At 66.5% G+C, this 26,477-nt stretch carries 16 protein-coding genes and 3 rRNA genes; 12 read left to right on the top strand and 7 right to left on the bottom strand.

Features of this window, described 5'->3' with window-relative positions:
- Positions 1 to 17 precede the first annotated feature (17 nt).
- The 4 genes from OG978_RS16220 (at position 18) to rrf (ending at position 6,857) form a co-directional block, all read left to right on the top strand.
- The gene (locus tag OG978_RS16220; RefSeq protein ID WP_326765907.1) at positions 18 to 1,025 is read left to right on the top strand and encodes a stage II sporulation protein M; all 1,008 of its coding nucleotides are present in this window, start codon (positions 18 to 20) and stop codon (positions 1,023 to 1,025) included.
- A gap of 691 nt (positions 1,026 to 1,716) precedes the next feature.
- Positions 1,717 to 3,242, top strand: a 16S ribosomal RNA gene (locus OG978_RS16215).
- Positions 3,243 to 3,537: 295 nt separating this feature from the next.
- Positions 3,538 to 6,663, top strand: a 23S ribosomal RNA gene (locus tag OG978_RS16210).
- Between the two features lie 77 nt (positions 6,664 to 6,740).
- Positions 6,741 to 6,857, top strand: a 5S ribosomal RNA gene (gene rrf, locus OG978_RS16205).
- Together the 16S, 23S and 5S rRNA genes form the textbook arrangement of a ribosomal RNA operon.
- A gap of 111 nt (positions 6,858 to 6,968) precedes the next feature.
- Here the strand turns inward: rrf and OG978_RS16200 are convergent.
- From OG978_RS16200 to OG978_RS16180, 5 genes are read right to left on the bottom strand one after another with little or no spacing between them, the layout of a single operon-like run.
- Positions 6,969 to 8,279: a DUF58 domain-containing protein gene (locus tag OG978_RS16200; RefSeq protein WP_326770046.1), complete on the bottom strand. Its 1,311-nt coding sequence runs from the start codon at positions 8,277 to 8,279 to the stop codon at positions 6,969 to 6,971.
- Positions 8,280 to 8,289: 10 nt separating this feature from the next.
- Positions 8,290 to 9,291, bottom strand: a complete 1,002-nt coding sequence (locus tag OG978_RS16195; RefSeq protein WP_326765906.1) for an AAA family ATPase — start codon at positions 9,289 to 9,291, stop codon at positions 8,290 to 8,292.
- Positions 9,288 to 10,499: a DUF4350 domain-containing protein gene (locus tag OG978_RS16190; protein ID WP_326765905.1), complete on the bottom strand. Its 1,212-nt coding sequence runs from the start codon at positions 10,497 to 10,499 to the stop codon at positions 9,288 to 9,290. Before OG978_RS16190 ends, OG978_RS16195 begins: the two co-directional genes overlap by 4 nt.
- Positions 10,496 to 11,185 carry a DUF4129 domain-containing protein gene (locus OG978_RS16185; protein WP_326765904.1) on the bottom strand — a complete coding sequence of 230 codons (690 nt, stop codon included), beginning with the start codon at positions 11,183 to 11,185 and terminating at the stop codon, positions 10,496 to 10,498. The genes OG978_RS16190 and OG978_RS16185 overlap by 4 nt, the downstream gene beginning before the upstream one ends.
- A gap of 4 nt (positions 11,186 to 11,189) precedes the next feature.
- A complete protein-coding gene (locus OG978_RS16180) occupies positions 11,190 to 12,392 on the bottom strand; it encodes a DUF7544 domain-containing protein (RefSeq protein WP_326765903.1) in 1,203 nt (400 codons plus the stop codon).
- Positions 12,393 to 12,532: 140 nt separating this feature from the next.
- On the opposite strand from OG978_RS16180, the gene mtnA reads away from it, so the two are divergent.
- The 7 genes from mtnA (at position 12,533) to OG978_RS16145 (ending at position 21,002) form a co-directional block, all read left to right on the top strand.
- Positions 12,533 to 13,681, top strand: coding sequence for an S-methyl-5-thioribose-1-phosphate isomerase (gene mtnA / locus OG978_RS16175; RefSeq protein WP_326765902.1), 1,149 nt, complete (start codon positions 12,533 to 12,535; stop codon positions 13,679 to 13,681).
- A gap of 4 nt (positions 13,682 to 13,685) precedes the next feature.
- On the top strand, positions 13,686 to 14,375 hold the full coding sequence (mtrA, locus tag OG978_RS16170; RefSeq protein WP_326765901.1) for a two-component system response regulator MtrA: 690 nt from the start codon (positions 13,686 to 13,688) through the stop codon (positions 14,373 to 14,375).
- A gap of 1 nt (position 14,376) precedes the next feature.
- Positions 14,377 to 16,401, top strand: coding sequence for an MtrAB system histidine kinase MtrB (gene mtrB / locus OG978_RS16165; protein WP_326765900.1), 2,025 nt, complete (start codon positions 14,377 to 14,379; stop codon positions 16,399 to 16,401).
- The gene (locus OG978_RS16160) at positions 16,391 to 18,256 is read left to right on the top strand and encodes an LpqB family beta-propeller domain-containing protein (RefSeq protein ID WP_326765899.1); all 1,866 of its coding nucleotides are present in this window, start codon (positions 16,391 to 16,393) and stop codon (positions 18,254 to 18,256) included. The genes mtrB and OG978_RS16160 overlap by 11 nt, the downstream gene beginning before the upstream one ends.
- 70 nt (positions 18,257 to 18,326) lie before the next feature.
- Complete coding sequence (locus OG978_RS16155) at positions 18,327 to 19,055, top strand: ComF family protein (protein WP_326765898.1); 729 nt, start codon at positions 18,327 to 18,329, stop codon at positions 19,053 to 19,055.
- Between the two features lie 322 nt (positions 19,056 to 19,377).
- Positions 19,378 to 20,067 (top strand): ribosome hibernation-promoting factor, HPF/YfiA family, encoded by a 690-nt coding sequence (gene hpf, locus OG978_RS16150; RefSeq protein WP_072489204.1) that lies wholly within the window; start codon positions 19,378 to 19,380, stop codon positions 20,065 to 20,067.
- A gap of 185 nt (positions 20,068 to 20,252) precedes the next feature.
- Positions 20,253 to 21,002: a response regulator transcription factor gene (locus tag OG978_RS16145; RefSeq protein WP_326765897.1), complete on the top strand. Its 750-nt coding sequence runs from the start codon at positions 20,253 to 20,255 to the stop codon at positions 21,000 to 21,002.
- Positions 21,003 to 21,042: 40 nt separating this feature from the next.
- Here the strand turns inward: OG978_RS16145 and OG978_RS16140 are convergent, their stop codons facing one another.
- Positions 21,043 to 22,218, bottom strand: a complete 1,176-nt coding sequence (locus OG978_RS16140; protein WP_326765896.1) for a winged helix-turn-helix domain-containing protein — start codon at positions 22,216 to 22,218, stop codon at positions 21,043 to 21,045.
- A gap of 67 nt (positions 22,219 to 22,285) precedes the next feature.
- On the bottom strand, positions 22,286 to 22,858 hold the full coding sequence (locus OG978_RS16135; RefSeq protein ID WP_326765895.1) for a GNAT family N-acetyltransferase: 573 nt from the start codon (positions 22,856 to 22,858) through the stop codon (positions 22,286 to 22,288).
- 239 nt (positions 22,859 to 23,097) lie between these two features.
- Here OG978_RS16135 and secA point away from each other — a divergent pair, with 239 nt between their 5' ends.
- The gene (gene secA / locus OG978_RS16130; RefSeq protein ID WP_326765894.1) at positions 23,098 to 25,917 is read left to right on the top strand and encodes a preprotein translocase subunit SecA; all 2,820 of its coding nucleotides are present in this window, start codon (positions 23,098 to 23,100) and stop codon (positions 25,915 to 25,917) included.
- Positions 25,918 to 26,477: the final 560 nt, after the last annotated feature.

The raw sequence follows: 26,477 nt of genomic DNA, 5'->3' as shown, positions 1-26,477 counted from the left end.
TGGAGCAGCAGCCGATCATGGATCTCGATGTCTTCGTGACCGCCCACCGCACCGAGTGGGACCGCCTGGATCATCTCCTGCACCGCGGGCGCCGGCTCACCGGCACAGAAGTCGACGAACTCGTCGAGCTCTACCAGCGCACGGCCACCCACCTCTCGCTCGTCCAGTCCAGCGCCCCGGACCCGATGCTCACGGCGCGCCTCACCCAGCTCGTGGCCCGTGCCCGAGCCACGGTCACCGGCACCCGCCGAGCCTCCTGGCGCGACGCCACACGCTTTCTCACCGCCGGTTTCCCCGCCGCTGTCTACCGGTCCAGGCACTGGTGGATACCCACCGCGGTTCTTTCCACATTGCTGGCGGCAGTCATCGGCTGGTGGATCGGTACGCATCCGGAAGTCCAGTCGGCCATCGCGGCTCCGGACGACCTCCGCCGCCTGACCAGCCCGGGCGGGGAGTACGAGACCTATTACTCCAGCCACCCGGCCGCCTCGTTCGCCGCCCAGGTATGGACGAACAATGCCCAGGCCGCGGCCATGTGCCTGGTCCTGGGAGCGTTCCTCTGCATCCCGGTGATCTGGATCCTGTTCATCAACGTGCTCAACCTCGCGGTCGGCATCGGCCTGATGTCCTCAGCGGGCCGGCTCGACACCTTCCTGGGGCTGATCCTCCCGCACGGCCTGCTCGAACTCACCGCTGTCTTCGTCGCCGCGGGGACGGGCCTGCGCCTAGGCTGGACGGTGATCGACCCGGGCCCGCAGAGTCGGCGTTCGGCCCTCGCACAGCAGGGCCGGGCCGCGATCGGCATGGCCATCGGCCTCGCGCTGGTCCTGTTCGTCTCCGGAGCCATCGAAGGCTTCGTCACCCCCTCTGGTCTTCCGACCTGGGGGCGCATCACCATCGGCATCGCGGCCGAGCTGGCCTTCCTCGCCTACGTCTACATCCTGGGCGGCCGAGCAGCGCGAGCCGGTGATGGCGGCGACGTCGATCCCACGGAACGCAGCGCCGAGCTCCCGGTCGCCGCCTGATGTGCGCACGACCCTGCTGACCTGCTAGTCTCCTCCTCGCCCCAAGGAAGCTATTGACATGGCAGACGCGGGGAGGTAGATTTTAACGGTTGGCTCTGCCTGGACATGTCCAGGCCCAGCGGTTAGTCTCTACTTCGCTCTCACCGGAAATTGAATTTCGGTAGAGCCATTGACTCCCTCACTTTGGATCGCGAAGCCGATTTTTCGGCCGAATGTTTCTGATAAAGTCGAGTCAGCCGAAAGGCAAAGACCACTCCAACGGTCATCAGAATTCAAATTCGAACCGGAAACGGAACGAAAAAGAGTCTGGTAAGGTTGGAACCGCCGGAAAGGGAAACGCGAAAGCGAAGAACTGGAAAGCGAAGCAAAACCCCGCTTCGACCGGGAATCGGACACGAAAGAGTCTGATAGAGTCGGAAACGCAAGACCGAAGGGAAAAGCCCGGAGGAAAGCCCGAGAGGGTGAGTACAAAGGAAGCGTCCGTTCCTTGAGAACTCAACAGCGTGCCAAAAGTCAACGCCAGATATGTTGATACCCCGGCCTGCTTCGGCAGGTTGGAGGTTCCTTTGAAAGTCCTACGGGGTCACTGACCCGGTAGGCAATTTACACAGCGAGGACGCTGTGAACGACCGGTCTTATTCCGTCCGGTCGTTCCGCTCTCGTGTTGTGTTGTCCCGATCACGGGAAAACATTCACGGAGAGTTTGATCCTGGCTCAGGACGAACGCTGGCGGCGTGCTTAACACATGCAAGTCGAACGATGAAGCCCTTCGGGGTGGATTAGTGGCGAACGGGTGAGTAACACGTGGGCAATCTGCCCTTCACTCTGGGACAAGCCCTGGAAACGGGGTCTAATACCGGATAACACTCTGTCCCGCATGGGACGGGGTTGAAAGCTCCGGCGGTGAAGGATGAGCCCGCGGCCTATCAGCTTGTTGGTGGGGTGATGGCCTACCAAGGCGACGACGGGTAGCCGGCCTGAGAGGGCGACCGGCCACACTGGGACTGAGACACGGCCCAGACTCCTACGGGAGGCAGCAGTGGGGAATATTGCACAATGGGCGAAAGCCTGATGCAGCGACGCCGCGTGAGGGATGACGGCCTTCGGGTTGTAAACCTCTTTCAGCAGGGAAGAAGCGAGAGTGACGGTACCTGCAGAAGAAGCGCCGGCTAACTACGTGCCAGCAGCCGCGGTAATACGTAGGGCGCAAGCGTTGTCCGGAATTATTGGGCGTAAAGAGCTCGTAGGCGGCTTGTTGCGTCGGTTGTGAAAGCCCGGGGCTTAACCCCGGGTCTGCAGTCGATACGGGCAGGCTAGAGTGTGGTAGGGGAGATCGGAATTCCTGGTGTAGCGGTGAAATGCGCAGATATCAGGAGGAACACCGGTGGCGAAGGCGGATCTCTGGGCCATTACTGACGCTGAGGAGCGAAAGCGTGGGGAGCGAACAGGATTAGATACCCTGGTAGTCCACGCCGTAAACGTTGGGAACTAGGTGTTGGCGACATTCCACGTCGTCGGTGCCGCAGCTAACGCATTAAGTTCCCCGCCTGGGGAGTACGGCCGCAAGGCTAAAACTCAAAGGAATTGACGGGGGCCCGCACAAGCAGCGGAGCATGTGGCTTAATTCGACGCAACGCGAAGAACCTTACCAAGGCTTGACATACACCGGAAAGCATCAGAGATGGTGCCCCCCTTGTGGTCGGTGTACAGGTGGTGCATGGCTGTCGTCAGCTCGTGTCGTGAGATGTTGGGTTAAGTCCCGCAACGAGCGCAACCCTTGTTCTGTGTTGCCAGCATGCCCTTCGGGGTGATGGGGACTCACAGGAGACTGCCGGGGTCAACTCGGAGGAAGGTGGGGACGACGTCAAGTCATCATGCCCCTTATGTCTTGGGCTGCACACGTGCTACAATGGCCGGTACAATGAGCTGCGATGCCGCGAGGCGGAGCGAATCTCAAAAAGCCGGTCTCAGTTCGGATTGGGGTCTGCAACTCGACCCCATGAAGTCGGAGTTGCTAGTAATCGCAGATCAGCATTGCTGCGGTGAATACGTTCCCGGGCCTTGTACACACCGCCCGTCACGTCACGAAAGTCGGTAACACCCGAAGCCGGTGGCCCAACCCCTTGTGGGAGGGAGCTGTCGAAGGTGGGACTGGCGATTGGGACGAAGTCGTAACAAGGTAGCCGTACCGGAAGGTGCGGCTGGATCACCTCCTTTCTAAGGAGCATCTAGATTCCGCAAGGAATCCAGTGCCACTACGTCGGCAAATGTCCGACGGTGGTTGCTCATGGGTGGAACGTTGACTATTCGGCACGACAGGTTGTTTTTCACTAGTACTGCTTCGGCGTGGAACGTGGGGGACGGCAGGTCGGGTCGGGCACGTTGTTGGGTATCTGAGGGTACGGCCGTATGGTCGCCTTCAGTTGCCGGCCCCAGTGAACCTGTTCTTCGGAGCGGGGTGATGGGTGGCTGGTCGTTGTTTGAGAACTGCACAGTGGACGCGAGCATCTGTGGCCAAGTTTTTAAGGGCGCACGGTGGATGCCTTGGCACCAGGAACCGATGAAGGACGTGGGAGGCCACGATAGGCCCCGGGGAGCTGTCAACCGAGCTTTGATCCGGGGGTGTCCGAATGGGGAAACCCGGCAGTCGTCATGGGCTGTCACCCGCTGCTGAACACATAGGCAGTGTGGAGGGAACGAGGGGAAGTGAAACATCTCAGTACCCTCAGGAAGAGAAAACAACCGTGATTCCGGGAGTAGTGGCGAGCGAAACTGGATGAGGCCAAACCGTATGCGTGTGATACCCGGCAGGGGTTGCGCATGCGGGGTTGTGGGATCTCTCTTTCACGGTCTGCCGGCCGTGAGACGAGTCAGAAACCGTTGATGTAGGCGAAGGACATGCGAAAGGTCCGGCGTAGAGGGTAAGACCCCCGTAGCTGAAACATTGACGGCTCGTTTGAGAGACACCCAAGTAGCACGGGGCCCGAGAAATCCCGTGTGAATCTGGCGGGACCACCCGCTAAGCCTAAATATTCCCTGGTGACCGATAGCGGATAGTACCGTGAGGGAATGGTGAAAAGTACCGCGGGAGCGGAGTGAAATAGTACCTGAAACCGTGTGCCTACAAGCCGTGGGAGCGTCGCTGTATGTGCTTGCACATGCAGTCGTGACTGCGTGCCTTTTGAAGAATGAGCCTGCGAGTTTGCGGTGTGTTGCGAGGTTAACCCGTGTGGGGAAGCCGTAGCGAAAGCGAGTCCGAACAGGGCGTTTCAGTAGCACGCTCAAGACCCGAAGCGGAGTGATCTAGCCATGGGCAGGTTGAAGCGGAGGTAAGACTTCGTGGAGGACCGAACCCACCAGGGTTGAAAACCTGGGGGATGACCTGTGGTTAGGGGTGAAAGGCCAATCAAACTCCGTGATAGCTGGTTCTCCCCGAAATGCATTTAGGTGCAGCGTCGTGTGTTTCTTGCCGGAGGTAGAGCACTGGATAGGCGATGGGCCCTACCGGGTTACTGACCTTAGCCAAACTCCGAATGCCGGTAAGTGAGAGCACGGCAGTGAGACTGTGGGGGATAAGCTCCATGGTCGAGAGGGAAACAGCCCAGAGCATCGACTAAGGCCCCTAAGCGTACGCTAAGTGGGAAAGGATGTGGAGTCGCAGAGACAACCAGGAGGTTGGCTTAGAAGCAGCCACCCTTGAAAGAGTGCGTAATAGCTCACTGGTCAAGTGATTCCGCGCCGACAATGTAGCGGGGCTCAAGCGTACCGCCGAAGTCGTGTCATTCGTACATGTATCCCCAACGGGAGTACGGATGGGTAGGGGAGCGTCGTGTGCCGGGTGAAGCAGCCGCGGAAGCGAGTTGTGGACGGTTCACGAGTGAGAATGCAGGCATGAGTAGCGATACACACGTGAGAAACGTGTGCGCCGATTGACTAAGGGTTCCTGGGTCAAGCTGATCTGCCCAGGGTAAGTCGGGACCTAAGGCGAGGCCGACAGGCGTAGTCGATGGACAACCGGTTGATATTCCGGTACCCGCTTTGAAACGCCCAGTACTGAGCCCATTAATGCTAAGTCCGTGAAGCCGGCCCGATCTCTTCGGAGTTGAGGGTAGTGGTGGAGCCGATGAACCAAGGTGGTAGTAGGTAAGCGATGGGGTGACGCAGGAAGGTAGTCCAGCCCGGGCGGTGGTTGTCCCGGGGTAAGGGTGTAGGACGCACGGTAGGTAAATCCGTCGTGCACATAGTCTGAGACCTGATGCCGAGCCGATTGTGGTGAAGTGGATGATCCTATGCTGTCGAGAAAAGCCTCTAGCGAGTTTCATGGCGGCCCGTACCCTAAACCGACTCAGGTGGTCAGGTAGAGAATACCGAGGCGTTCGGGTGAACTATGGTTAAGGAACTCGGCAAAATGCCCCCGTAACTTCGGGAGAAGGGGGGCCATCACTGGTGAGGAGACTTGCTCTCCGAGCTGGGGGTGGCCGCAGAGACCAGCGAGAAGCGACTGTTTACTAAAAACACAGGTCCGTGCGAAGCCGTAAGGCGATGTATACGGACTGACGCCTGCCCGGTGCTGGAACGTTAAGGGGACCGGTTAGCTGACTTTCGGGTCGGCGAAGCTGAGAACTTAAGCGCCAGTAAACGGCGGTGGTAACTATAACCATCCTAAGGTAGCGAAATTCCTTGTCGGGTAAGTTCCGACCTGCACGAATGGCGTAACGACTTCTCGACTGTCTCAACCATAGGCCCGGTGAAATTGCACTACGAGTAAAGATGCTCGTTTCGCGCAGCAGGACGGAAAGACCCCGGGACCTTTACTACAGTTTGATATTGGTGTTCGGTTCGGCTTGTGTAGGATAGGTGGGAGACTTTGAAGCGGCCACGCCAGTGGTTGTGGAGTCGTCGTTGAAATACCACTCTGGTCGTGCTGGATGTCTAACCTGGGTCCGTGATCCGGATCAGGGACAGTGTCTGATGGGTAGTTTAACTGGGGCGGTTGCCTCCTAAAGAGTAACGGAGGCGCCCAAAGGTTCCCTCAGCCTGGTTGGCAATCAGGTGTTGAGTGTAAGTGCACAAGGGAGCTTGACTGTGAGACCGACGGGTCGAGCAGGGACGAAAGTCGGGACTAGTGATCCGGCAGTGGCTTGTGGAAGCGCTGTCGCTCAACGGATAAAAGGTACCCCGGGGATAACAGGCTGATCTTCCCCAAGAGTCCATATCGACGGGATGGTTTGGCACCTCGATGTCGGCTCGTCGCATCCTGGGGCTGGAGTCGGTCCCAAGGGTTGGGCTGTTCGCCCATTAAAGCGGTACGCGAGCTGGGTTTAGAACGTCGTGAGACAGTTCGGTCCCTATCCGCTGCGCGCGTAGGAATATTGAGAAGGGCTGTCCCTAGTACGAGAGGACCGGGACGGACGAACCTCTGGTGTGCCAGTTGTTCTGCCAAGGGCATGGCTGGTTGGCTACGTTCGGAAAGGATAACCGCTGAAAGCATCTAAGCGGGAAGCCTGCTTCGAGATGAGTATTCCCACCCCCTTCGAGGGGTTAAGGCTCCCAGTAGACGACTGGGTTGATAGGCCAGATGTGGAAGCCCGGTAACGGGTGGAGCTGACTGGTACTAATAGGCCGAGGGCTTGTCCTCAGTTGCTCGCGTCCACTGTGTTAGTTCTGAAATAACGAACGGCCGTGTTTTTCCGGTGTTGGTTAATTTCATAGTGTTTCGGTGGTCATTGCGTTAGGGAAACGCCCGGTTACATTCCGAACCCGGAAGCTAAGCCTTTCAGCGCCGATGGTACTGCAGGGGGGACCCTGTGGGAGAGTAGGACGCCGCCGAACAATCATTGTGGAAAGCCCCGTGCCCTTGTGGCACGGGGCTTTTCTGCGTTCCGAGCCGGCCGGGAAGGCCCTTTCTCGATGTGTGGCTCGGTTCGTGGCGGTGGGAAAGGGTCAGAGCCGCCCCGCCGCCTTGAGGGCGAGGTAGGCATCGGCGAGGGCGGGGGCGAGGTTGTCCGGCGTGGCATCGACAACCATCGCGCCGTGACGCTGAAGCTGGTCTGCGGTGCGAAGCCGCCTTGCTTGGGCCTGTGCGGCCGCTGCAGCCTCGTATATCGCGTCCACTGTGCCTCTTGCATCCGCCATCTGCTCGATATGCGGGTCCGCCACAGAGGCCACCAACACGGTATGGCGCTGCGTCAGACGACGGAGAACAGGGAGTAGACCCTCTTCTACGGGGGCCGGGTCCAGACCGGTGAGAAGCACGATCAGGGAGCGACGAGGAGCTCCTGCGAGTACAGCAGCGATGAGACCTCGGGTATCTGTTTCCACAAGTGTCGGCTCGATGGGCGCCAGGGCGTTCACCATGGCCGACAGGGCCTCTCCCGCGGACCGGCCCTGAACCTGTGCGCGGATACGGCGGTCGTAGGCGAGTAGATCCACACGGTCGCCCGCACGAGTGGCAAGCGCGGTGAGCAGCAGGGCCGCGTCCAGAGCGGCGTCGAGACGGGGCACGTCACCGACGCGCCCCGCCGAGGTACGGCCGGTGTCCAGGACGATGAGGATGTGACGGTCCCGCTCGGGACGCCACGTGCGCACAGCGACGGCGGACTGACGTGCAGTGGCCCGCCAGTCGATGGAGCGGGTGTCGTCACCGGGCACGTACGCACGCAGGCTGTCGAATTCAGTGCCCTCGCCACGGGTGAGAACACTGGTGCGGCCGTCGAGCTCGCGGAGTCTGGCGAGACGGGACGGCAGATGCTTCCGGCTGGTGAAGGGAGGCAGGACCCGTACTGTCCACGGGACCTGGTGACTCCCCTGTCGGGCGGCAAGCCCCAGAGGTCCGAACGAGCGGACGGTGATGCGTTCGGCTCGGCGGTCACCCCGCCGTGTCGGCCTCAGGAAGGTGGTCAGCCGACGGCGTTCGCCCGCCGGGACCGCAAGTGTGTGTCGCGAGGAAGTCTGCTCCGCGCCGGCGGGCCAGCTGCTGGGAGGCCAGGCGTCGCGAAGGTGTGCCCGCAGCCTGCGACGGGAAGGGTTGGTTACGGTGAGTTGCACTTCGGCGATCTCGCCAAGTCGAACGCTTGTATCACCGGATCGGGTGAACTGAAGCGTTCGCACTGGTGCAGCCAGGGCGTAGTCGCAGAGAATTGCCAAAGAGAGCGGTGCGTTGACTGCCAGCATTCCGGTCCAGCTCGGGGCCAAAATGCCTACAGGGAGTGACCCCAGGGCGGCCAGCAAGGCGGTGCGTCCGGTGAGGGCCACGGTCACCGCCTCATCGGGGTACGGGGACGTGGGCGAGGACGGCTGTGATGACGGAGTCGGGGGTGACGCCCTCCATCTCCGCCTCGGGCCGCAGTTGGATGCGATGGCGAAGTGTGGGGAGTGCCAGCGCTTTCACGTCATCCGGAATGACATAGTCACGGCCGGTAAGCCAGGCCCAGGCGCGAGCGGTCGACAACAGAGCGGTGGCACCTCGGGGAGAGACGCCGAGGGCGAGTGAGGGGGATTCACGCGTGGCACGACAGATATCGACGACATAGCCGGCGATCTCGGGAGAGACCTTGGTCCGGGCGACCGCGTTGCGGGCGGCTTCCAGATCGGCTGGGCCGGCGACGGGGCGTATGCCGGCTGACTTGAGGTCACGCGGATTGAAGCCGTCGGAATGACGCGTGAGGACGTTGATCTCATCCTCCCGCGAGGGCAGGGGCACCGTCAGCTTGAGGAGAAACCGGTCCAGTTGGGCCTCGGGGAGTGGGTAGGTGCCCTCGTATTCGACGGGATTCTGCGTGGCGGCCACGAGGAAGGGGTCGGGCAGCGGCCGAGGAGTTCCGTCGACGGTGACCTGGCGCTCCTCCATGGCTTCAAGGAGGGAGGACTGTGTCTTGGGAGGGGTTCTGTTGATCTCGTCGGCGAGAAGCAGATTGGTGAAGACGGGACCGGGCTGGAAGGAGAACTCGGCCGTGCGGGCGTCGTAGACCAGAGAGCCGGTGACGTCACTGGGCATCAGATCGGGGGTGAACTGGACACGCTTGGTGTCGAGTTCGAGTGAGGCGGCGAGAGCCCGGACCAAGAGGGTCTTGGCCACTCCGGGGACGCCTTCGAGGAGGACGTGGCCTCGGCAGAGCAGAGCGACGACGAGTCCGGTGACGGCCGGGTCCTGGCCGACAACGGCCTTGGCGATCTCTGAGCGCAGCGCTTCCAGAGATGCGCGGGCTGTGTCGCCGTTCCCGAGGGGCTCGGTGGTCTCGGCGGGCACTGGGGGCGGGGCGCTCATGACGTGCGTACCTTTCTTTCGAGGGTGTCGAGTTGGTCGGCCAGTTGGATGAGAGCGGCGTCGTCGGATGGGGCAGGTCCGAAGAGCAATGTCTGGAGGCTGTCGTCAGTGCCGCTCAGGCGGGCGGAAACGGCAGGGACAAGTGTTGAGGGGGAGTGGGCGTCGCGTGGGGAGACGCCGATGAGTGGGGCGATGCGGGTGCGGGTGGCGGAACGCAGTGACTCGGCGGCCCGGTCGCGGGCGTTCGCCTTGCGGTAGAGGCGGGCCCGGCCCTCGGTGGATTCAGAGGCGCGGATGGCCACTGGCAGTCGCTCGGTCACCAGGGGACCCAGACGGCGGGCACGCCAGATGGCGGCGAGCACGGCGGCCAGTGCGAGTTGCAACGTGCCCCACAACCAGCCCTGGGGGATCAAGTCGGCGAAGCTGCGGTCGTCAGGGGCGTTGTCGCCTCCGGCGTCCCCGTTCTCGGCGGCAGCGGAGGAATCAGCGAGTGAGGGGAGGTACCAGATCAGATGGGGACGGGAACCGAGAAGTTGCAGGGCCAGGGATGCGTTGCCCTGGTTGGCGAGCCGGTCGTTGTGGAGCAGGTCGGGGGAGCCGAGGAGCACGGTGTCACGCGCGCCCTGTTCGACCAGGAGCACGGTGGGAAGGCCGTCGCTCGGGAAGCAGCCGACGGCGTCGAGTCCGTCCGAGGAGTAGCGGAAGCCTCCCGTTTCGACGTCGCCGGCATTGCGGGCGGCGGGCAGGGAGCAGCCGGGGGCACGAGGGGCTACCGGTCCGGCGGGCTCCGCCCTGACACCCGGGGCCAGCGTGCCCACGGAGGGCGGGCCCGCTGCGACAAGGACGGTGCGACCGGCCGAGTCGTCGGTTGCGGCACGGAGTTCGCTCTGCTGGCGCGGTGCCAGCAGATTGGGGGAGGCGACGAGCAACGTGGTGTCGGGGCCGACCGCGGCGGTGGCGTCGTCGAGCGTGGTGACCACGTGGATGGAGACGCCGCGTTCCTTGAGGAGTTCGGCGACGGCCCGGCTGCCGTAGCGGTCGGCGGAGCGAGGATCGAGGAGGCCGTGCTGGTCACCGGAGCGAACGGTTGCCAGGGCGATTCCGGCGGCGACGAGTACGAGGAGGGCGAGGAGCAGACCGCGGATGCGGACCCAGACCTGGTGAGGGGTGAGGGCCGCCGAGGTGGAGGCGGCGGTGACCTCGGTCATTCGGCTGCTCCCTGGGCCGCGGTTGTCAGGAGAGGCTTGGCGGTTTCGAGATCAAGGTCCAGAGCTCGTACGACCAGGTATGCCTGCTCGTCGGCGGTGCGGCCGCCGTATGTGACATCGTCGAATTCTCTGGCGGCCGCGTGGAGCCGCGTCGCGTGTGCGGGCAGTGGACGGCCCGCTTCGGCGGCGGCCTCGTCGGCGGTGCGCCCGGGGTGGGGGTCGAGCAGGGCGCGCTCTTCCAGGGAGCGGACGATGGCGCGCATCCGTTCCTGGACCGCCTCGTTCCAGCGTTGGGCGGCGGCATGGACATCGGCAGCCTTCCGGTGTTCGGCCGCGCTGCGGGGGCTGTCGTCGAAGAGGGCGTCCGCGGAACGCACGGTGCGGCGCGGAGTGCCCAGCCGCCACCAGAGTGCGGCGACCAGGCCTATGACGATCAGCACGAGCACGACAAGACCGACCGGGCCGCCCGGTGCGGCGCCGGAGGCCGTTTCCAAGAGGTCGCCGATCCAACCCCAGAGCCGGTCGAGGCCCCGCTGGAGGAGGTTGGGATCGTTCTCGTGGTACATCGGTTTGGACAGTTCGTGCTTCGCTGCCTCGCGGCCGGGGACACGTGGAGTGTCCACGGGGATGTCGCCGCTCGCATGGATCAGTAGCCGTACTGCTGTGGTGCCCCCCGCCCCCGACACGGCATCAGCTCCTGGTGTTGTATCCGGGCAGGCCCGCGGCTCGGGCGAGCTCGAGGTCGAGTGCCTCACGGCGGATGCGCTGATCGATGTAGAGCAGTGCCATCACACCGGCGGAGAGCGGGTACGTGATCGTCGAGATGATCACCTCACCGATGCCGGAGACGATCAGGAAGGGCCAGCCGAAGTCTGTGGAGCCGTCCGTGAGGGCGGAGCCGATACCGTCGCCGTCCACGGCCAGCGCGATGATGCCGAACGGAATGGTGATGATCACGGCCACGATGAGCGTCAGCAGCGCGGTCAGCGCCAGGATGCCGAAGGTCCGCCACCAGGCGCCCCTGACGAGTTTCGCGGAACGGCGCATGGAAGTGATGATCGACTGCCGCTCCAGCATCAGGGCCGGCGAGGCGAGGCAGAAGCGGACCATCAGCCAGATGACGACGACGAACGCGGCCATGAATCCGATGAGGACGAGCCCGGCACCCGCGGCGGAGCCGGTGAGCATGCCCGGGAGCAGGCCCGCCGTCATGATGGCGGCGCTGATCAGGGCCAGCAGCAGGGTCAGCCCCAGCAGCTGAGGAAGCCGGGGCCGGGCCTCGGCCCAGGCGTCGGAGAGCGTAACGGGGCGGCCCAGCACCGAGCGGCTGATCACCACGGTCAGCACAGATGTCGTGATCAGCGTCGCGGCCATGGTGATGAGCAGGGACGGCACGCTGTTGAACAGAGCCGACTGAGCCGAGTCGGCGGCCTGCCGCAACGCTTCCGAGCCGGTGGCGTTCGGGTCGAGCTGCGCAGGTTCCGGCAGCAGGAATCGTTCCACAAGGATGATCGCGATCTGGGCGATCACGGACACGGTGAGTGTGATGCCGAGGACCGTGCGCCAGTGGGCGCGCATCGTAGAGACCGCGCCGTCGAGGATCTCGCCGACGCCGAGAGGCCGGAGCGGGATGACACCGGGCTTGGCCGCAAGGGGCGGCTGCCCCCAGCCCGGTCCCTGAGGTCCGCCGCCCCAGCCTGCGGCGGGAGGCGGTGCGCCAGGACCATTGCGGGGAGTGCTCGGTGGGGACCACTGCCCTGCGGGCGGCTGCGTGGGAGACCAGTTCCCTGCCGGGCCGCTGCCGTCGACGGGTTCGGAGGGCCGGGGGACACCGGCCCCCTGACCGTCGGACGGGGCAGATCCGGGCGAGGCCCAGCCCGGAGTGTCGTTCATTCTCGCTCCTTCACGGTCCTGCCCGCTCATCGGGGCGGCAGGTTGGCAGCCATCGTGCCACGCGTTGCTCAGGTATGGGCCGGGCGCTCTGTCTCCTTCGTACCTTCATTTGTGGGCGGCTCACCGGGCAGACTGGGCGGATGGCTGATCAGGACGCGCAATCGCCGGTGGGCATCGAGCCTTCCGCGCTTCCCGTACTTCGCTGGACCGAGCCGCCGGAAGGCCCCGCACTGGTGCTCCTCGACCAGACGCGGCTTCCGGCGGAGGAAGCCGAACTGGTGTGCACCGATGTGCCTGCTCTGGTGCAGGCGATCCGGACGCTGGCGGTGCGCGGCGCCCCCTTGCTGGGTATCGCGGGGGCCTACGGGGTGGCTCTCGCGGCGGCGCGGGGGGACGACGTGGTGGCGGCCGCCGGGCTGCTGGAGCGGGCGCGGCCCACCGCGGTGAATCTCGGGTACGGGGTACGGCGGGCCGCCGGGGCATATCAGGAGGCCGTCGGGAAAGGGGCGGATCCGGGGCGGGCCGCCGCGGCGGCGCTGGCCGAGGCCGGGGCGCTGCATCGGGAGGATGCCGAGGCCAGCGGGCGCATGGCGCGGTACGGCCTTGCCTTGTTGGACGAGCTGCTGGCCGGTGGGGGCGGGCATCGCCTGCTGACGCACTGCAATACGGGGGCGCTCGTCTCCGGTGGTGAGGGAACTGCCTTCGCGGTGGCGCTCGGGGCTCACCGGGAGGGGCGGCTGCGGCGGCTGTGGGTGGACGAGACGCGTCCGCTGCTGCAGGGTGCCCGGCTGACCGCGTACGAGGCGTCGCGCAACGGGATGCCGTACAGCCTGCTCACGGACAATGCCGCGGGTTCGCTGTTCGCCGCGGGGGAGGTGGATGCCGTGCTCATCGGGGCGGACCGCATCGCCGCGGACGGGTCGGTGGCGAACAAGGTGGGGAGCTATCCGCTGGCGGTGCTCGCGAAATACCACCACGTACCGTTCATCGTGGTCGCGCCGACCACGACCGTGGATCTGGACACCGCGGACGGAGCGTCGATCGTCGTCGAGCAGCGGCCGGGCAGCGAGGTGACGGAGCTCACATCGCTGCAGGCCGGGATGGCGGGCGCGGATGCCGGCGGACTGCTCGTGGCACCGGCGGGAACCCCCGCGTACAACCCTGCGTTCGACGTCACGCCGCCGGAGCTGGTCACGGCGATCGTCACGGAGGAGGGCGCAATTTCCCCGGTCACGGGGGTCGGACTGGCAGAGCTGTGTGCCAGATCATCGCAGGTAACGATTAGCTAATGGGATGATGTCGAATATGAAGGGACGCGTCCTTGTCGTCGACGACGACACCGCACTGGCCGAGATGCTCGGGATTGTGCTGCGTGGTGAAGGGTTCGAGCCGTCGTTCGTAGCGGACGGCGACAAGGCACTTGCCGCATTTCGTGAGGCCAAACCGGACCTGGTCCTGCTGGATCTCATGCTGCCCGGTAGGGACGGCATCGAGGTCTGCAGGTTGATCAGGGCCGAGTCGGGTGTGCCGATCGTCATGCTCACTGCCAAGAGCGACACGGTTGATGTGGTGGTGGGTCTGGAGTCCGGGGCCGACGACTACATCGTCAAGCCGTTCAAACCTAAGGAGTTGGTTGCCCGGATCAGGGCACGTCTGCGGAGGTCCGAGGAACCGGCGCCGGAGCAGCTGGCCATCGGGGACCTGGTCATCGATGTGGCCGGTCACTCGGTGAAGCGGGAGGGGCAGTCGATCGCCCTCACCCCGCTGGAATTCGACCTGCTGGTCGCGCTCGCCCGTAAGCCGTGGCAGGTCTTCACCCGTGAGGTGCTGCTCGAGCAGGTGTGGGGATACCGCCACGCCGCCGACACCCGGCTGGTGAATGTGCATGTCCAGCGGCTGCGTTCCAAGGTCGAGAAGGACCCGGAGCGGCCGGAGATCGTGGTGACCGTCCGAGGAGTCGGTTACAAGGCCGGACCGAGCTGAGATGCCCCCGAGTAGCGCTGCTCCGCAGCCCGGGGAGCCGGGAGCCCGTGCGGAGCGGGCTGCCGGTGCAGGACACAAGGCGTTCCGGATCGGGCGCCTTCTGCAGGGCGGCCGGTTGTTTCACGACCGGGCGCTTGGCGGCCCCGTGCCGCGATTGCTGATGCGTTGGGTGCGGCGTCCGCTGCTGCCCGCCGTACGGCTCTGGCGGCGCAACCTCCAGCTGCGGGTCGTCGCGGGCACGCTGCTCATGTCGCTCGGTGTGGTGCTGCTCCTCGGGCTGGTCGTGATCGGGCAGGTGCGCAACGGCCTGCTCGACGCCAAGGGCAAGGCTGCCCAGACACAGGCGGCCGGCGGATTCGCCGCAGCCCAGGAAAAGGCGAACGCCCCGCTCACCCCCGGTGGGCAGGGCGGCGACACGGCGGACGGCGCCACTGCCAACAACTCCTGGCGGACCGAGCTCGTCGACCAGCTCGCCAGCGGCGGCAAGAACGCCTTCAACGTGGTGGCGCTCAGCGCCGACGAGGGAACCCGTGCTCCACGCGGCTCGGGCAGCGTGGAGGCGGTGAGCATCCCGCAGCGCCTCCGGGATGCTGTGAACAAGGAGCCCGGGGCGTTCCAGACATACTCCGAGATCCAGTACGCGAACGGGCAGCAACCGCAGCCCGGACTCGTCGTGGGCAAGCGTCTCTACGACAACGACCACAATCCGTACCAGCTCTATTACCTCTTCCCGCTGACGCAGGAGGAGAAGTCGCTGACGCTGATCAAGGGCACGCTGGCGACCGCGGGACTCTTCGTGGTCGTACTGCTCGGCGCCATCGCCTGGTTCGTGGTGAGGCAGGTCGTCACGCCCGTGCGCATGGCGGCCGGTATCGCCGAGCGGCTTTCGGCCGGCAGGCTCCAGGAACGGATGAAGGTCACCGGCGAGGACGACATCGCCCGGCTCGGTGAGGCCTTCAACAAGATGGCGCAGAACCTGCAGCTGAAGATCCAGCAGCTGGAGGAGCTCTCCCGGATGCAGCGCCGTTTCGTCTCCGACGTCTCCCACGAGCTGAGGACACCGCTGACGACCGTACGGATGGCCGCCGATGTCATCCACGAGGCCCGCAGCGACTTCGATCCTGTGACGGCGCGCTCCGCGGAGCTGCTCGGGGACCAGCTCGACCGGTTCGAGTCGCTGCTCTCCGATCTGCTGGAGATAAGCCGGTTCGACGCGGGGGCCGCGGCGCTGGAGGCGGAGCCGATAGATCTGCGGCAGGTCGTACGGCGGGTGATCGGCGGGGCCGAGCCGCTGGCCGAGCGCAAGGGCACCCGGATCCGGGTGGCCGGCGATGAGCAGCCGGTGATCGCGGAGGCCGACGCGCGGCGCGTCGAGCGCGTCCTGCGCAACCTTGTGGTCAACGCAGTCGAGCACGGTGAGGGTCGCGACGTCGTGGTGCGGATGGGGGTGGCCGGAGGTGCGGTCGCCGTGGCCGTCCGGGACTACGGGGTGGGGCTCAAGCCGGGCGAGGCGACGCGGGTGTTCAACCGTTTCTGGCGGGCGGACCCGGCCCGCGCGCGGACGACCGGTGGCACCGGTCTCGGGCTCTCCATCGCGGTGGAGGACGCCCGGCTGCACGGCGGGTGGCTGCAGGCATGGGGCGAGCCCGGCGGCGGTTCGCAGTTCCGTCTGACGCTGCCGCGCACGGCGGACGAGCCGCTGCGCGGATCGCCGATACCACTGGAGCCCGAGGACTCCCGTAGCAACCGGGAGAATCGTGAGCGGGCCGCGGCCGCGCCGAAGACAGGGAGCGAGTACCGGCTGACGGCTGTGCCGACCCAGCCCGGCGGCAATGACAGGTCCGCACTGCCCGTACCGTCCCGTACTCCGGTTGCTCCACGGACGGCGCCGGCCTCGGTGCATCCGGCGGCCCTTCCGGGGAGCGGCGCACGGGTGGTCGCGCGCCACGCCGAGGACCGGTCGGGCGGCGAATTCGACACTGCGGTGCAGGACCCGGAGCGGGGGGACACGAATCGTGGGCACTGACCGTCGCAGGGACGGCCATGGACGCGTGCTGGGGCTGTTCGCGCTGCTCGGATGCGGTGTGGTGCTGCTGTCCGCGTGCGGCTCGATGCCCGTCACCGGGGATGTCAAGGCTGTCGACGCCTCGCAGCCCGGCGACTCCCAGGTGCAGGTCTACGCCGTCGCGCCACGTGACAACGCCACCCCCAACGAGGTGGTCGACGGCTTCCTGGAGTCCATGACCAGTGACGACCCGCGCTTCAGGACGACCCGTCAGTACCTGACGAAGAAGGCGGCCGAGACGTGGAAGCCGAACGCGTTCACCACCGTGCTCACCAAGGCGCCGAACCGGAACGACCGTCCCGTCCGCGACAGCGACCACAACATCACCGAGGCCACCTACACCCTGACCGGTGAGAAGGTGGCGACGGTCGACGAGCAGAGCGCCTATCAGCCGCTCGCACCCACCGACTACAACCAGACCCTGCACCTGGTGAGGGAGAACGGGCCGGACGGCAAGGAGTGGCGGATCGACCTCGTGCCGGACGGTCTTCTGCTCGGGCAGTCGGACTTCAAGCGTCTCTACCGCTCCGTCAACAAGTACTACTTCGCGGCGGGGCGGTCGGAGGGGCAGTCGACCCTGGTCGCCGACCCCGTCTATCTCCGTAGCCGGACGGATCCCGTCACGGGGATGGACACCGTGACACAGTCCGTCCGCAGCCTCCTTGCGGGGCCGACCAGTTGGCTGCGGCCGGTGGTCACATCCCGGTTTCCTCCCGGTACGGCGCTGAAGAAGGGGGTCACTTCGCTGGCGCCCGACGACCGCAACGTACTGAAGATCCCGCTCGACAAGAAGGCGGACGGCGTCGGGCAGCGTTCCTGTCGCATGATGGCCTCGCAGATCCTCTACACCCTGAGGGATCTGACGTCCGCGCGGGTCGAGCAGGTCGAACTGCAGCGTTCCGACGGCTCCCCGCTGTGTCTGCTCGGGGCGGACCAGGCGGAGGAGTTCGCTCCTGACGGTTCGTCCAGCGGGCCGGACAGTCAGTATTTCGTCGGTGCCAAGGGGCATGTGGAACGCATTCCCGGCAGTACCAAGGGCAGCGGAGCCCCGGAGACGGTGTCCGGCCCGCTCGGTGACGGACCGGTGCGGATGGGGGCGGTCGGTGTGGCCAGGGACGAGCAGTCGGCGGCGGCGGTCTCGCGCGACGGGGCGTCCCTGTACGTGTCGTCCATCGTCTCGGGCGGCGAACTTCCCGCGGCCTCGGTGACCAGTAAGGCCCACGACGCGAAGAACCGTCTGTCGACACCGAGCTGGGACGGCCGGGGCGACCTGTGGGTGGCCGACCGGGATCCCGACAGCCGCAGACTGCTGAGACTGGCCGGTGGTACCGGCGAGCCGCAGGAGGTTGCCGTGCCCGACCTGGACGGCGGGCGGATCGAGGCGTTGCGCATGTCCGCGGACGGAGTGCGGATCGCCCTGCTGGTGACCCAGGACGGCCGCAACACGCTGAAGATCGGCCGGATCGAGCGGCGCGGGCCGGCATCGGAGCAGCAGGTGTCGGTGGTGGAGCTGCGTCAGGCCGCGCCACAGCTGATGGATGTGACCGCCATGTCGTGGTCGGGCCGCAGCCGCCTCGTGGTTGTCGGCAAGGAGCAGGGTGGCGTGCAGCAGGTGCGCTATGTGCAGGCGGACGGTTCGACGTCCGCGTCGGGCGTGCTGCCCGGCGTGAACCAGGTGTCGTCGGTCGCGGCGGCGGACGACGAGCAGCTTCCGCTGATGGCGGCCACGTCCAGCGACGGGATCGTGAAGCTGTCGCCCGGCGACAACTGGCAGACGGTGGTCAAGGAAGGCTCGTCGCTGGTCTACCCGGGCTGAGCGTCGTAGGACCCGTTCCGCGTTTTCCACAGGGGTGGCCCGCTCGCTCCGGGAAGCGCACAGTGGAGTCATGCGGGGGTGGTGGCGGGAGATCTCCGGCCTGGTGCTGCCGGTGTCCTGCGGCGGCTGCGGCACGCCGCGCGTCGAACTGTGCGAGGAATGCCGTGCGGAACTCCATGGCGGGGCACCGCGCAGGGTGAGGCCCGTCCCGGAGCCTGTGGGCCTGCCGGTGGTGTACGCGGCCGCCGCGTACGAGAACGCGGTACGTGCCGCGCTGCTGGCCCACAAGGAGCGGGGCGAGCTGGGGCTGGCCGGAGCGCTCGGCAAGGCGCTGGCAGGGGCCGTACGGGCCGGGACGGGGCAAGTGGGTGCCGCAGGCCCGCTGCTGCTCGTACCCGTGCCGTCGGCGCGGCGGGCGGTGGCGGCGCGAGGCCATGATCCGACGCGCCGGATCGCGCTTGCCGCGACGGGAGAGCTGAGACGCGGTGGCACTCGGGCCCAGGTGGTCGCGGTGCTCCGGCAGCGGCGAGCGGTGGCCGACCAGGCGGGGCTGGGCGCCCGTCAGCGGCAGGTGAATCTGGCGGGGGCGCTGGAGGTCGTGGCCGGGGGCGAGCGGCTGCTTGCGGCCGGACGGGTGGTGCTGGTGGACGACCTTCTGACGACGGGCGCCTCGCTCGCCGAGGCGGCTCGGGCGGTGGGGGCGGCGTGCGGGCACGAGGGTGCCGCCTTCGGCAGCGGGCAGGCGGCCGTCGTCGCAGTATCTCCGTCGGCCTTCGAAATAAACCGGAACTGCCAATGAACTTGCATCGTTGCAGGTAATGAGTGAGGAAAACGCCCCGAACGGAGGTACGTGCGAGTAGCGGGTGCCGACATCCGGCCAGGCAGGCTATGTTCGGTTGTGAGGAATGGTGAATGCCGGACCTCGACGAATGCACCGCCAGGTTTCGGGCAGGCAACGCACCGGTAGTCCAGAAGCTGGGAATTCGGTGGGGTGGAGACCTCGCCGATGGGGGAGGAGGAGGTGGAAGTCACCGAGTCCGCGGCTCCGGTTGTCACCGGGGCCTGGTGCAAAAGGGAGATGCTCCGCCCATGAGCGGAGCGATCCGGGAACGGAGTTCTGCGTGGACATCGTCGTCAAGGGCCGCAAGACCGAGGTGCCCGAGCGGTTCCGCAAGCACGTGGCCGAGAAGCTGAAGCTGGACAAGATCCAGAAGTTCGACGGCAAGGTGATCAGCCTCGACGTCGAGGTGTCCAAGGAGCCGAACCCCCGTCAGGCAGACCGTTCCGACCGGGTGGAGATCACGCTCCGCTCGCGTGGTCCGGTCATCCGGGCGGAAGCGGCCGCAGGCGACCCGTACGCAGCGTTGGACCTGGCCACCGGCAAGCTGGAGGCGCGGCTGCGCAAGCAGCACGACAAGCGCTACAGTCGCCGTGGCAACGGCCGGATTCCCGCTGCCGAGGTCGCCGAGACCGTGCCGGGGGCGGCGTCGTTCAACGGCGAGGGCGACCTGATCGCCAATGAGTCGGCCGAGTCCGTACCCACCACCAGGTTCGGCTCGCTGGAGGTTCAGGGCGAGGGTCCGCTGGTGATGCGCGAGAAGACGCATGTTGCCGCACCGATGTCGCTCGACCAGGCGCTCTACGAGATGGAGCTGGTCGGGCACGACTTCTATCTGTTCGTCGACTCCGAGACCAAGGAACCCAGTGTCGTCTACCGACGGCATGCCTATGACTACGGTGTCATCCACCTGAGGACCGACCCGCTGGCCGCCGACGAGGCGGGCGGCGCAGGCGGTGCGCTCGGCGGCTGACGCCACCCTTCCGCGGTGCCCCTGGAGCGCCTGTGCGCCCCCAGGGGCACCCGCGTGCGGCCATAGGATCACCGCTCTGACGTCCAGGCATGGAATCATGGCGTCCCAAGCCAATCGGTGTTCTGTGGACTGCCGTTGGCGGACAGTGTGTGAACTTCAGGCCGCGGCCTTCAGGGGGAGGAACGATGGCGGACACCTTCGGGCCCGTGCGTGATGCGAATGATGCCGACGACATCGGCGGTGCCGGTGCCGGTGCGGACAGTGGTTTCCGCAGGGAACCGATCAGAGTCCTCGTGGTGGACGACCACGCGCTCTTCCGCAGAGGTCTGGAGATCGTCCTCGCCCAGGAGGAGGACATCCAGGTCATCGGCGAGGCGGGTGACGGGTCGGAGGCGGTCGACAAGGCCGCCGATCTGCTCCCCGACATCGTGCTGATGGACGTCCGGATGCCCAAGCGCGGTGGCATCGAGGCCTGCACGTCGATCAAGGAGGTGGCCCCCAGCGCGAAGATCATCATGCTGACGATCAGCGACGAGGAGGCCGACCTCTACGACGCGATCAAGGCCGGCGCCACCGGCTATCTCCTCAAGGAGATCTCCACGGACGAGGTGGCCACGGCCATTCGCGCGGTTGCCGACGGGCAGTCCCAGATCAGCCCTTCCATGGCGTCCAAACTGCTCACCGAGTTCAAGTCGATGATCCAGCGGACCGACGAGCGCAGGCTGGTGCCCGCACCGAGGCTCACCGACCGGGAACTCGAAGTCCTCAAACTCGTTGCAACGGGCATGAACAATCGCGATATCGCGAAGGAACTGTTCATTTCCGAGAACACCGTGAAGAACCACGTCCGCAACATTCTGGAGAAGCTACAGCTGCACTCCAGGATGGAAGCCGTGGTCTATGCCATGCGGGAGAAGATCCTGGAGATCAGGTGACCCGCGCAAAAGCGCCGGGTGCGGGCGAGGGAAGGCGCGCTCAGGCCAGGGCGCGGGCGATCTCCTGAGCGAGCGGTGCGCGTAGTGCCGGTGCGTCGACCCGCTCCAGCCGGACATCCGTACAGCCGACCCAGGACGCGGCCTCCACCAGCGCCTCGGCCATCGGCACCACGGCCTTCCCGCTCGCCAACGACACCTGCCGGGCGACCAGCGTGCTGCCCTCGCGCGCCGGGTCGACGCGGCCCTGCAGCTTTCCGCCCGCCAGCAGCGGCATCGCGAAGTATCCGTGGACCCGCTTGGGCTTGGGGACGTAGGCCTCCAGGCGGTGGGTGAAACCGAAGATCCGCTCGGTGCGCGCCCGCTCCCAGACCAGCGAGTCGAACGGCGACAGCAGCGTCGTACGATGCCGCCCGCGCGGCTCCGAGGCCAGCGCCGCCGGGTCCGCCCAGGCCGGCTTCGCCCAGCCCTGCACCGTCACCGGCACCAGCCCGGAGTCCGCCGCCACCGCGTCGAACTGCTCACCCCGCAGCCGGTGGTAGTCCGCGATGTCCGCTCGGGTGCCCACCCCCAGGGACTGCCCCGCGAGCGCGACCAACCGTCGCAGGCACTCCGTGTCGTCCAGATCGTCGTGCAGCACGTCATCGGGGAGGGCCCGTTCGGCGAGGTCGTACACCCGCTTCCAGCTGCGCCGCTCGGTGCACACCACCTCGCCGTACATCAGGGCGCGCTCGACGGCGACCTTCGACGCCGACCAGTCCCACCACTCCCCGCCGTTCTTCGCGCCGCCCAGCTCCGTCGCCGTCAGCGGGCCCTCGGCGCGCAGCTGCTTGATCACCGTCTCGTACGCGCCGTCCGGGAGGTCGTGGTGCCAGTGCGGGCGCGAGCGGTAGGCGCGGCGGCGGAAGGCGAAGTGCGGCCACTCCTCGACCGGCAGGATGCAGGCGGCGTGCGACCAGTACTCGAAGGTGCGGCCGCCCGGCCAGTACGCCTCCTCGACGGTGCGCCGGCCGACCGCGCCGAGGCGCGCGTACGGAATCAGCTCGTGCGATCGCGCGAGCACCGAGATCGTGTCGAGCTGTACGGCGCCGAGATGCCGCAACACGCCCGGAACCCCGGCCCGGCGGTCCGGGGCGCCGAGGAAGCCCTGGGCGCGCAGGGCGATCCTGCGTGCCTGGTCGGCGGAGAGTTCAACGGCGGGAGGCGGCACAGACGTCATGCCCCGAACCCTAGAGGCAGGCACTGACAGCCGGCCGGGGTTCCTGTGGAACCCCGGGCCTGCGGGGTCAGGGGGCGGGCAGATAGGAGTGGGTGCCCGGCAGGCCGAGGTCGGACGGGAGCAGCGCGCCGATCCAGGAGTCGCGCCGTACTCCCTTGTTGAGCAGGCCCGACCGCTGTTCGCCCTCCATCCGGAATCCTGCCCTCAGCGCCACGGCACGCGAGGGGACGTTGCCCACCTCGGCGCGCCACTCCAGCCGGTCGCCGCCGAGTGCGGTGAAGGTCCAGCGGGCGGCGGACAGCACGGCCTCCGTCATGTAGCCGCGGCCCCGGTACTCCTCGGCGGTCCAGAACCCCACCTCGTACGTGCCCGGCAGATTGCGGCGGTTGATGCCGAGGGCGCCGGTCAGGGCCCCGCTCTCGCGCAGGACCACCGCGAAGTTGTACATGGAGTCGTCGTGCCAGCCGCCGGGAGACAGCTTTCCCGCGAAGAGTTCCGCGTCGGCGCGGCTGTACGGGGAGGGCACGACGGTCCACCGCTGGATGTCCGGGTCCTGACAGGCGGCGTGAATCGCGTCCGTGTCGCCGTCGGCGAAGGGGCGCAGCAGCAGACGGTCGCTGGTGAGGGTGATCGGCTCCATGTACGGATTCTGGTGACGTGCCGCTCGTGAAGCGAACACTTTTCGGACTTCCCGGCACCTTCGGCGCTCCCCGGCCGTTGACTCGGCAGGGACGGCGGGGCCAACGCGGCGGCAGCCCTCCCGGCGCGGCGGGGTCCTCGCTTACGATGGCCGTTGCGGTGGGGCCCACCTGCCGTGCCCGTGCCAGTGTCCGTAACACGACCCAGTGCCAGGCCCGACCGGCAAGGAGACCAGCCTCAGTGTCCGTCTTCAACAAGCTCATGCGTGCAGGCGAAGGCAAGATCCTGCGCAAACTGCACCGCATCGCGGACCAGGTCAGCTCCATCGAAGAGGACTTCGTCAACCTCTCCGACGCCGAGCTGCGGGCGCTCACCGACGAGTACAAGGAACGGTACGCGGACGGCGAGAGCCTGGACGACCTGCTCCCCGAGGCATTCGCGACCGTCCGTGAGGCCGCCAAGCGGGTCCTCGGACAGCGCCACTACGACGTTCAGATGATGGGCGGCGCAGCCCTCCACCTCGGTTATGTGGCCGAGATGAAGACCGGCGAGGGCAAGACCCTGGTCGGTACCCTGCCGGCGTATCTCAACGCGCTCTCCGGCAAGGGCGTGCACCTGATCACGGTCAACGACTATCTCGCCGAGCGCGACTCCGAACTGATGGGCCGCGTCCACAAGTTCCTCGGCCTGAGCGTCGGCTGCATCGTCGCCAACATGACGCCGGCCCAGCGCCGTGAGCAGTACGCCTGCGACATCACGTACGGCACGAACAACGAGTTCGGTTTCGACTACCTCCGCGACAACATGGCGTGGTCCGCCGACGAGCTCGTCCAGCGCGGTCACAACTTCGCCGTGGTCGACGAGGTCGACTCGATCCTCGTCGACGAGGCCCGTACACCGCTGATCATCTCGGGCCCGGCCGACCAGGCCACCAAGTGGTACGGCGACTTCGCCAAGCTGGTCACGCGGCTTTCCAGGGGCGAGGCGGGCAACCCGCTCAAGGGCGTCGAGGAGACCGGCGACTACGAGGTCGACGAGAAGAAGCGGACCGTCGCCATCCACGAGCCCGGTGTCTCGAAGGTCGAGGACTGGCTCGGTATCGAGAACCTCTACGAGTCGGTGAACACCCCGCTCGTCGGATACCTCAACAACGCCATCAAGGCCAAGGAACTCTTCAAGAAGGACAAGGACTACGTCGTCATCGACGGCGAAGTCATGATCGTCGACGAGCACACCGGCCGTATCCTCGCCGGCCGCCGCTACAACGAGGGCATGCACCAGGCGATCGAGGCGAAGGAAGGGGTGGACATCAAGGACGAGAACCAGACCCTCGCCACGATCACCCTGCAGAACTTCTTCCGCCTCTACGGCAAGCTCTCCGGCATGACCGGTACGGCGATGACCGAGGCCGCCGAGTTCCACCAGATCTACAAGCTCGGTGTGGTGCCGATCCCGACCAACCGGCCGATGGTCCGTGCCGACCAGTCGGACCTGATCTACCGCACCGAGGTCGCGAAGTTCGCCGCGGTCGTCGACGACATCGCCGAGAAGCACGAGAAGGGCCAGCCGATCCTCGTCGGCACCACCTCGGTCGAGAAGTCCGAGTACCTCTCGCAGCAGCTCTCCAAGCGCGGTGTCCAGCACGAGGTCCTCAACGCCAAGCAGCACGACCGTGAGGCGACGATCGTCGCCCAGGCCGGCCGCAAGGGCGCGGTCACGGTCGCGACGAACATGGCCGGACGAGGTACCGACATCAAGCTCGGCGGCAACCCCGACGACCTCGCCGAGGCGGAGCTGCGTCAGCGCGGCCTCGACCCCGTCGAGCACGTCGAGGAGTGGGCGGCCGCGCTGCCCGCCGCGCTGGAGAAGGCCGAGCAGGCCGTGAAGGCGGAGTTCGAAGAGGTCAAGGAGCTCGGCGGGCTGTACGTCCTGGGCACCGAGCGGCACGAGTCGCGGCGTATCGACAACCAGCTGCGCGGTCGTTCCGGCCGTCAGGGCGACCCGGGCGAGTCCCGGTTCTACCTGTCGCTCGGCGACGACCTGATGCGGCTGTTCAAGGCGCAGATGGTCGAGCGCGTCATGTCGATGGCCAACGTGCCGGACGATGTGCCGATCGAGAACAAGATGGTGACGCGGGCGATCGCGTCGGCCCAGTCGCAGGTCGAGCAGCAGAACTTCGAGACGCGCAAGAACGTCCTGAAGTACGACGAGGTGCTCAACCGGCAGCGTGAGGTCATCTACGGCGAGCGTCGCCGGGTCCTGGAGGGCGAGGATCTGCAGGACCAGATCCGCCACTTCATGGACGACACGATCGACGACTACATCCGCCAGGAGACCGCCGAGGGCTTCGCCGAGGAGTGGGACCTGGACCGGCTGTGGGGCGCGTTCAAGCAGCTCTACCCGGTGAAGGTCACGGTCGACGATCTGGAGGAGGCGGCCGGCGACCGGGCCGGGATCACGGCCGAGTTCATCGGCGAGTCCATCAAGGACGACATCCACGAGCAGTACGACGAGCGCGAGAAGCAGCTCGGCTCGGACATCATGCGTGAGCTGGAGCGGCGTGTGGTGTTGTCCGTCCTGGACCGCAAGTGGCGTGAGCACCTCTACGAGATGGACTACCTCCAGGAGGGCATCGGCCTCCGTGCCATGGCGCAGAAGGACCCGCTGGTCGAGTACCAGCGTGAGGGCTTCGACATGTTCAACGCCATGATGGAGGGCATCAAGGAGGAGTCCGTCGGCTACCTGTTCAACCTGGAGGTCCAGGTCGAGCAGCAGGTCGAGGAGGTGCCGGTGCAGGACGAGGCCGAGCGGACCTCGCTCGTCAAGGAGGACGCCGTGCCGGCGGCGCGTCCGGAGATCCGGGCCAAGGGGCTCGATGCTCCGCAGCGTCCGGACCGGCTGCACTTCTCCGCTCCCACGGTGGACGGGGAAGGCGGGGTCGTCGAGGGCGACTTCTCCAACGGTGACAGTGGGGCCGGGGCCGAGTCCGATGGGCTGACCCGGGCGGAGCGGCGCAAGGCCCAGAAGAATGGTGGGGGCGGGCGGCGTCGTAAGAAGTAGCCGGAGGCGCGGGTGCCGGTGACGTCTTCGGACGTCGTTGCGGTGGCCGGGCTGTAGTGGGGTTGTAGCCGGGGTCGGGCGCGTGGTTTGGGCGTCCGGCCCCGGCTTTTTGGTTCTGGCCCCGTGAGGGCGTTGTGGTGTGTGCGGTGGGCTTTTCGGTGGGGGTGGGTGGGTGAGCTGGGTGGGTGGGCCGCTGGGGCGGGGCCTGTCCCCTCCCCGCCCCTCCCCGAAACCGGGGCTCTGCCCCGGACTCCGCTCCTCAATCGCCGGAGGGCTGGAAGGGGGCGGGTGGGGCCGGGGGAGGGGAGAGGCGGGCCGGGGAGGGGCTGTGAGGGGGCAGGAGGGGGCTGGGGGCGAGGAGGGGGTGGCGCGCGGGTTGGGGGATGGGTGAGGGGAGCCGGGAGGGGTTCGGTCGGGGTTGGAGGGCTGTTGAGGGGACGCCAGGAGGGGGGGTGCCCCTATCTGTTTCGTCAACCCTGTCAGGGTCGGTTCGTGGGAGTTGGTGCTGGTTTTTGGGAACGTCCCGCGAAGCGGGACGTTCCCGGCGGATCGGGTGCCTG

Origin of the sequence: Streptomyces sp. NBC_01591, from assembly GCF_035918155.1 — a bacterium.
In the GTDB taxonomy this organism is placed as follows: domain Bacteria; phylum Actinomycetota; class Actinomycetes; order Streptomycetales; family Streptomycetaceae; genus Streptomyces.
The sequence above is the reverse complement of the archived record's forward strand: the minus strand, read 5'-3'. Positions and strand labels throughout refer to the sequence as shown.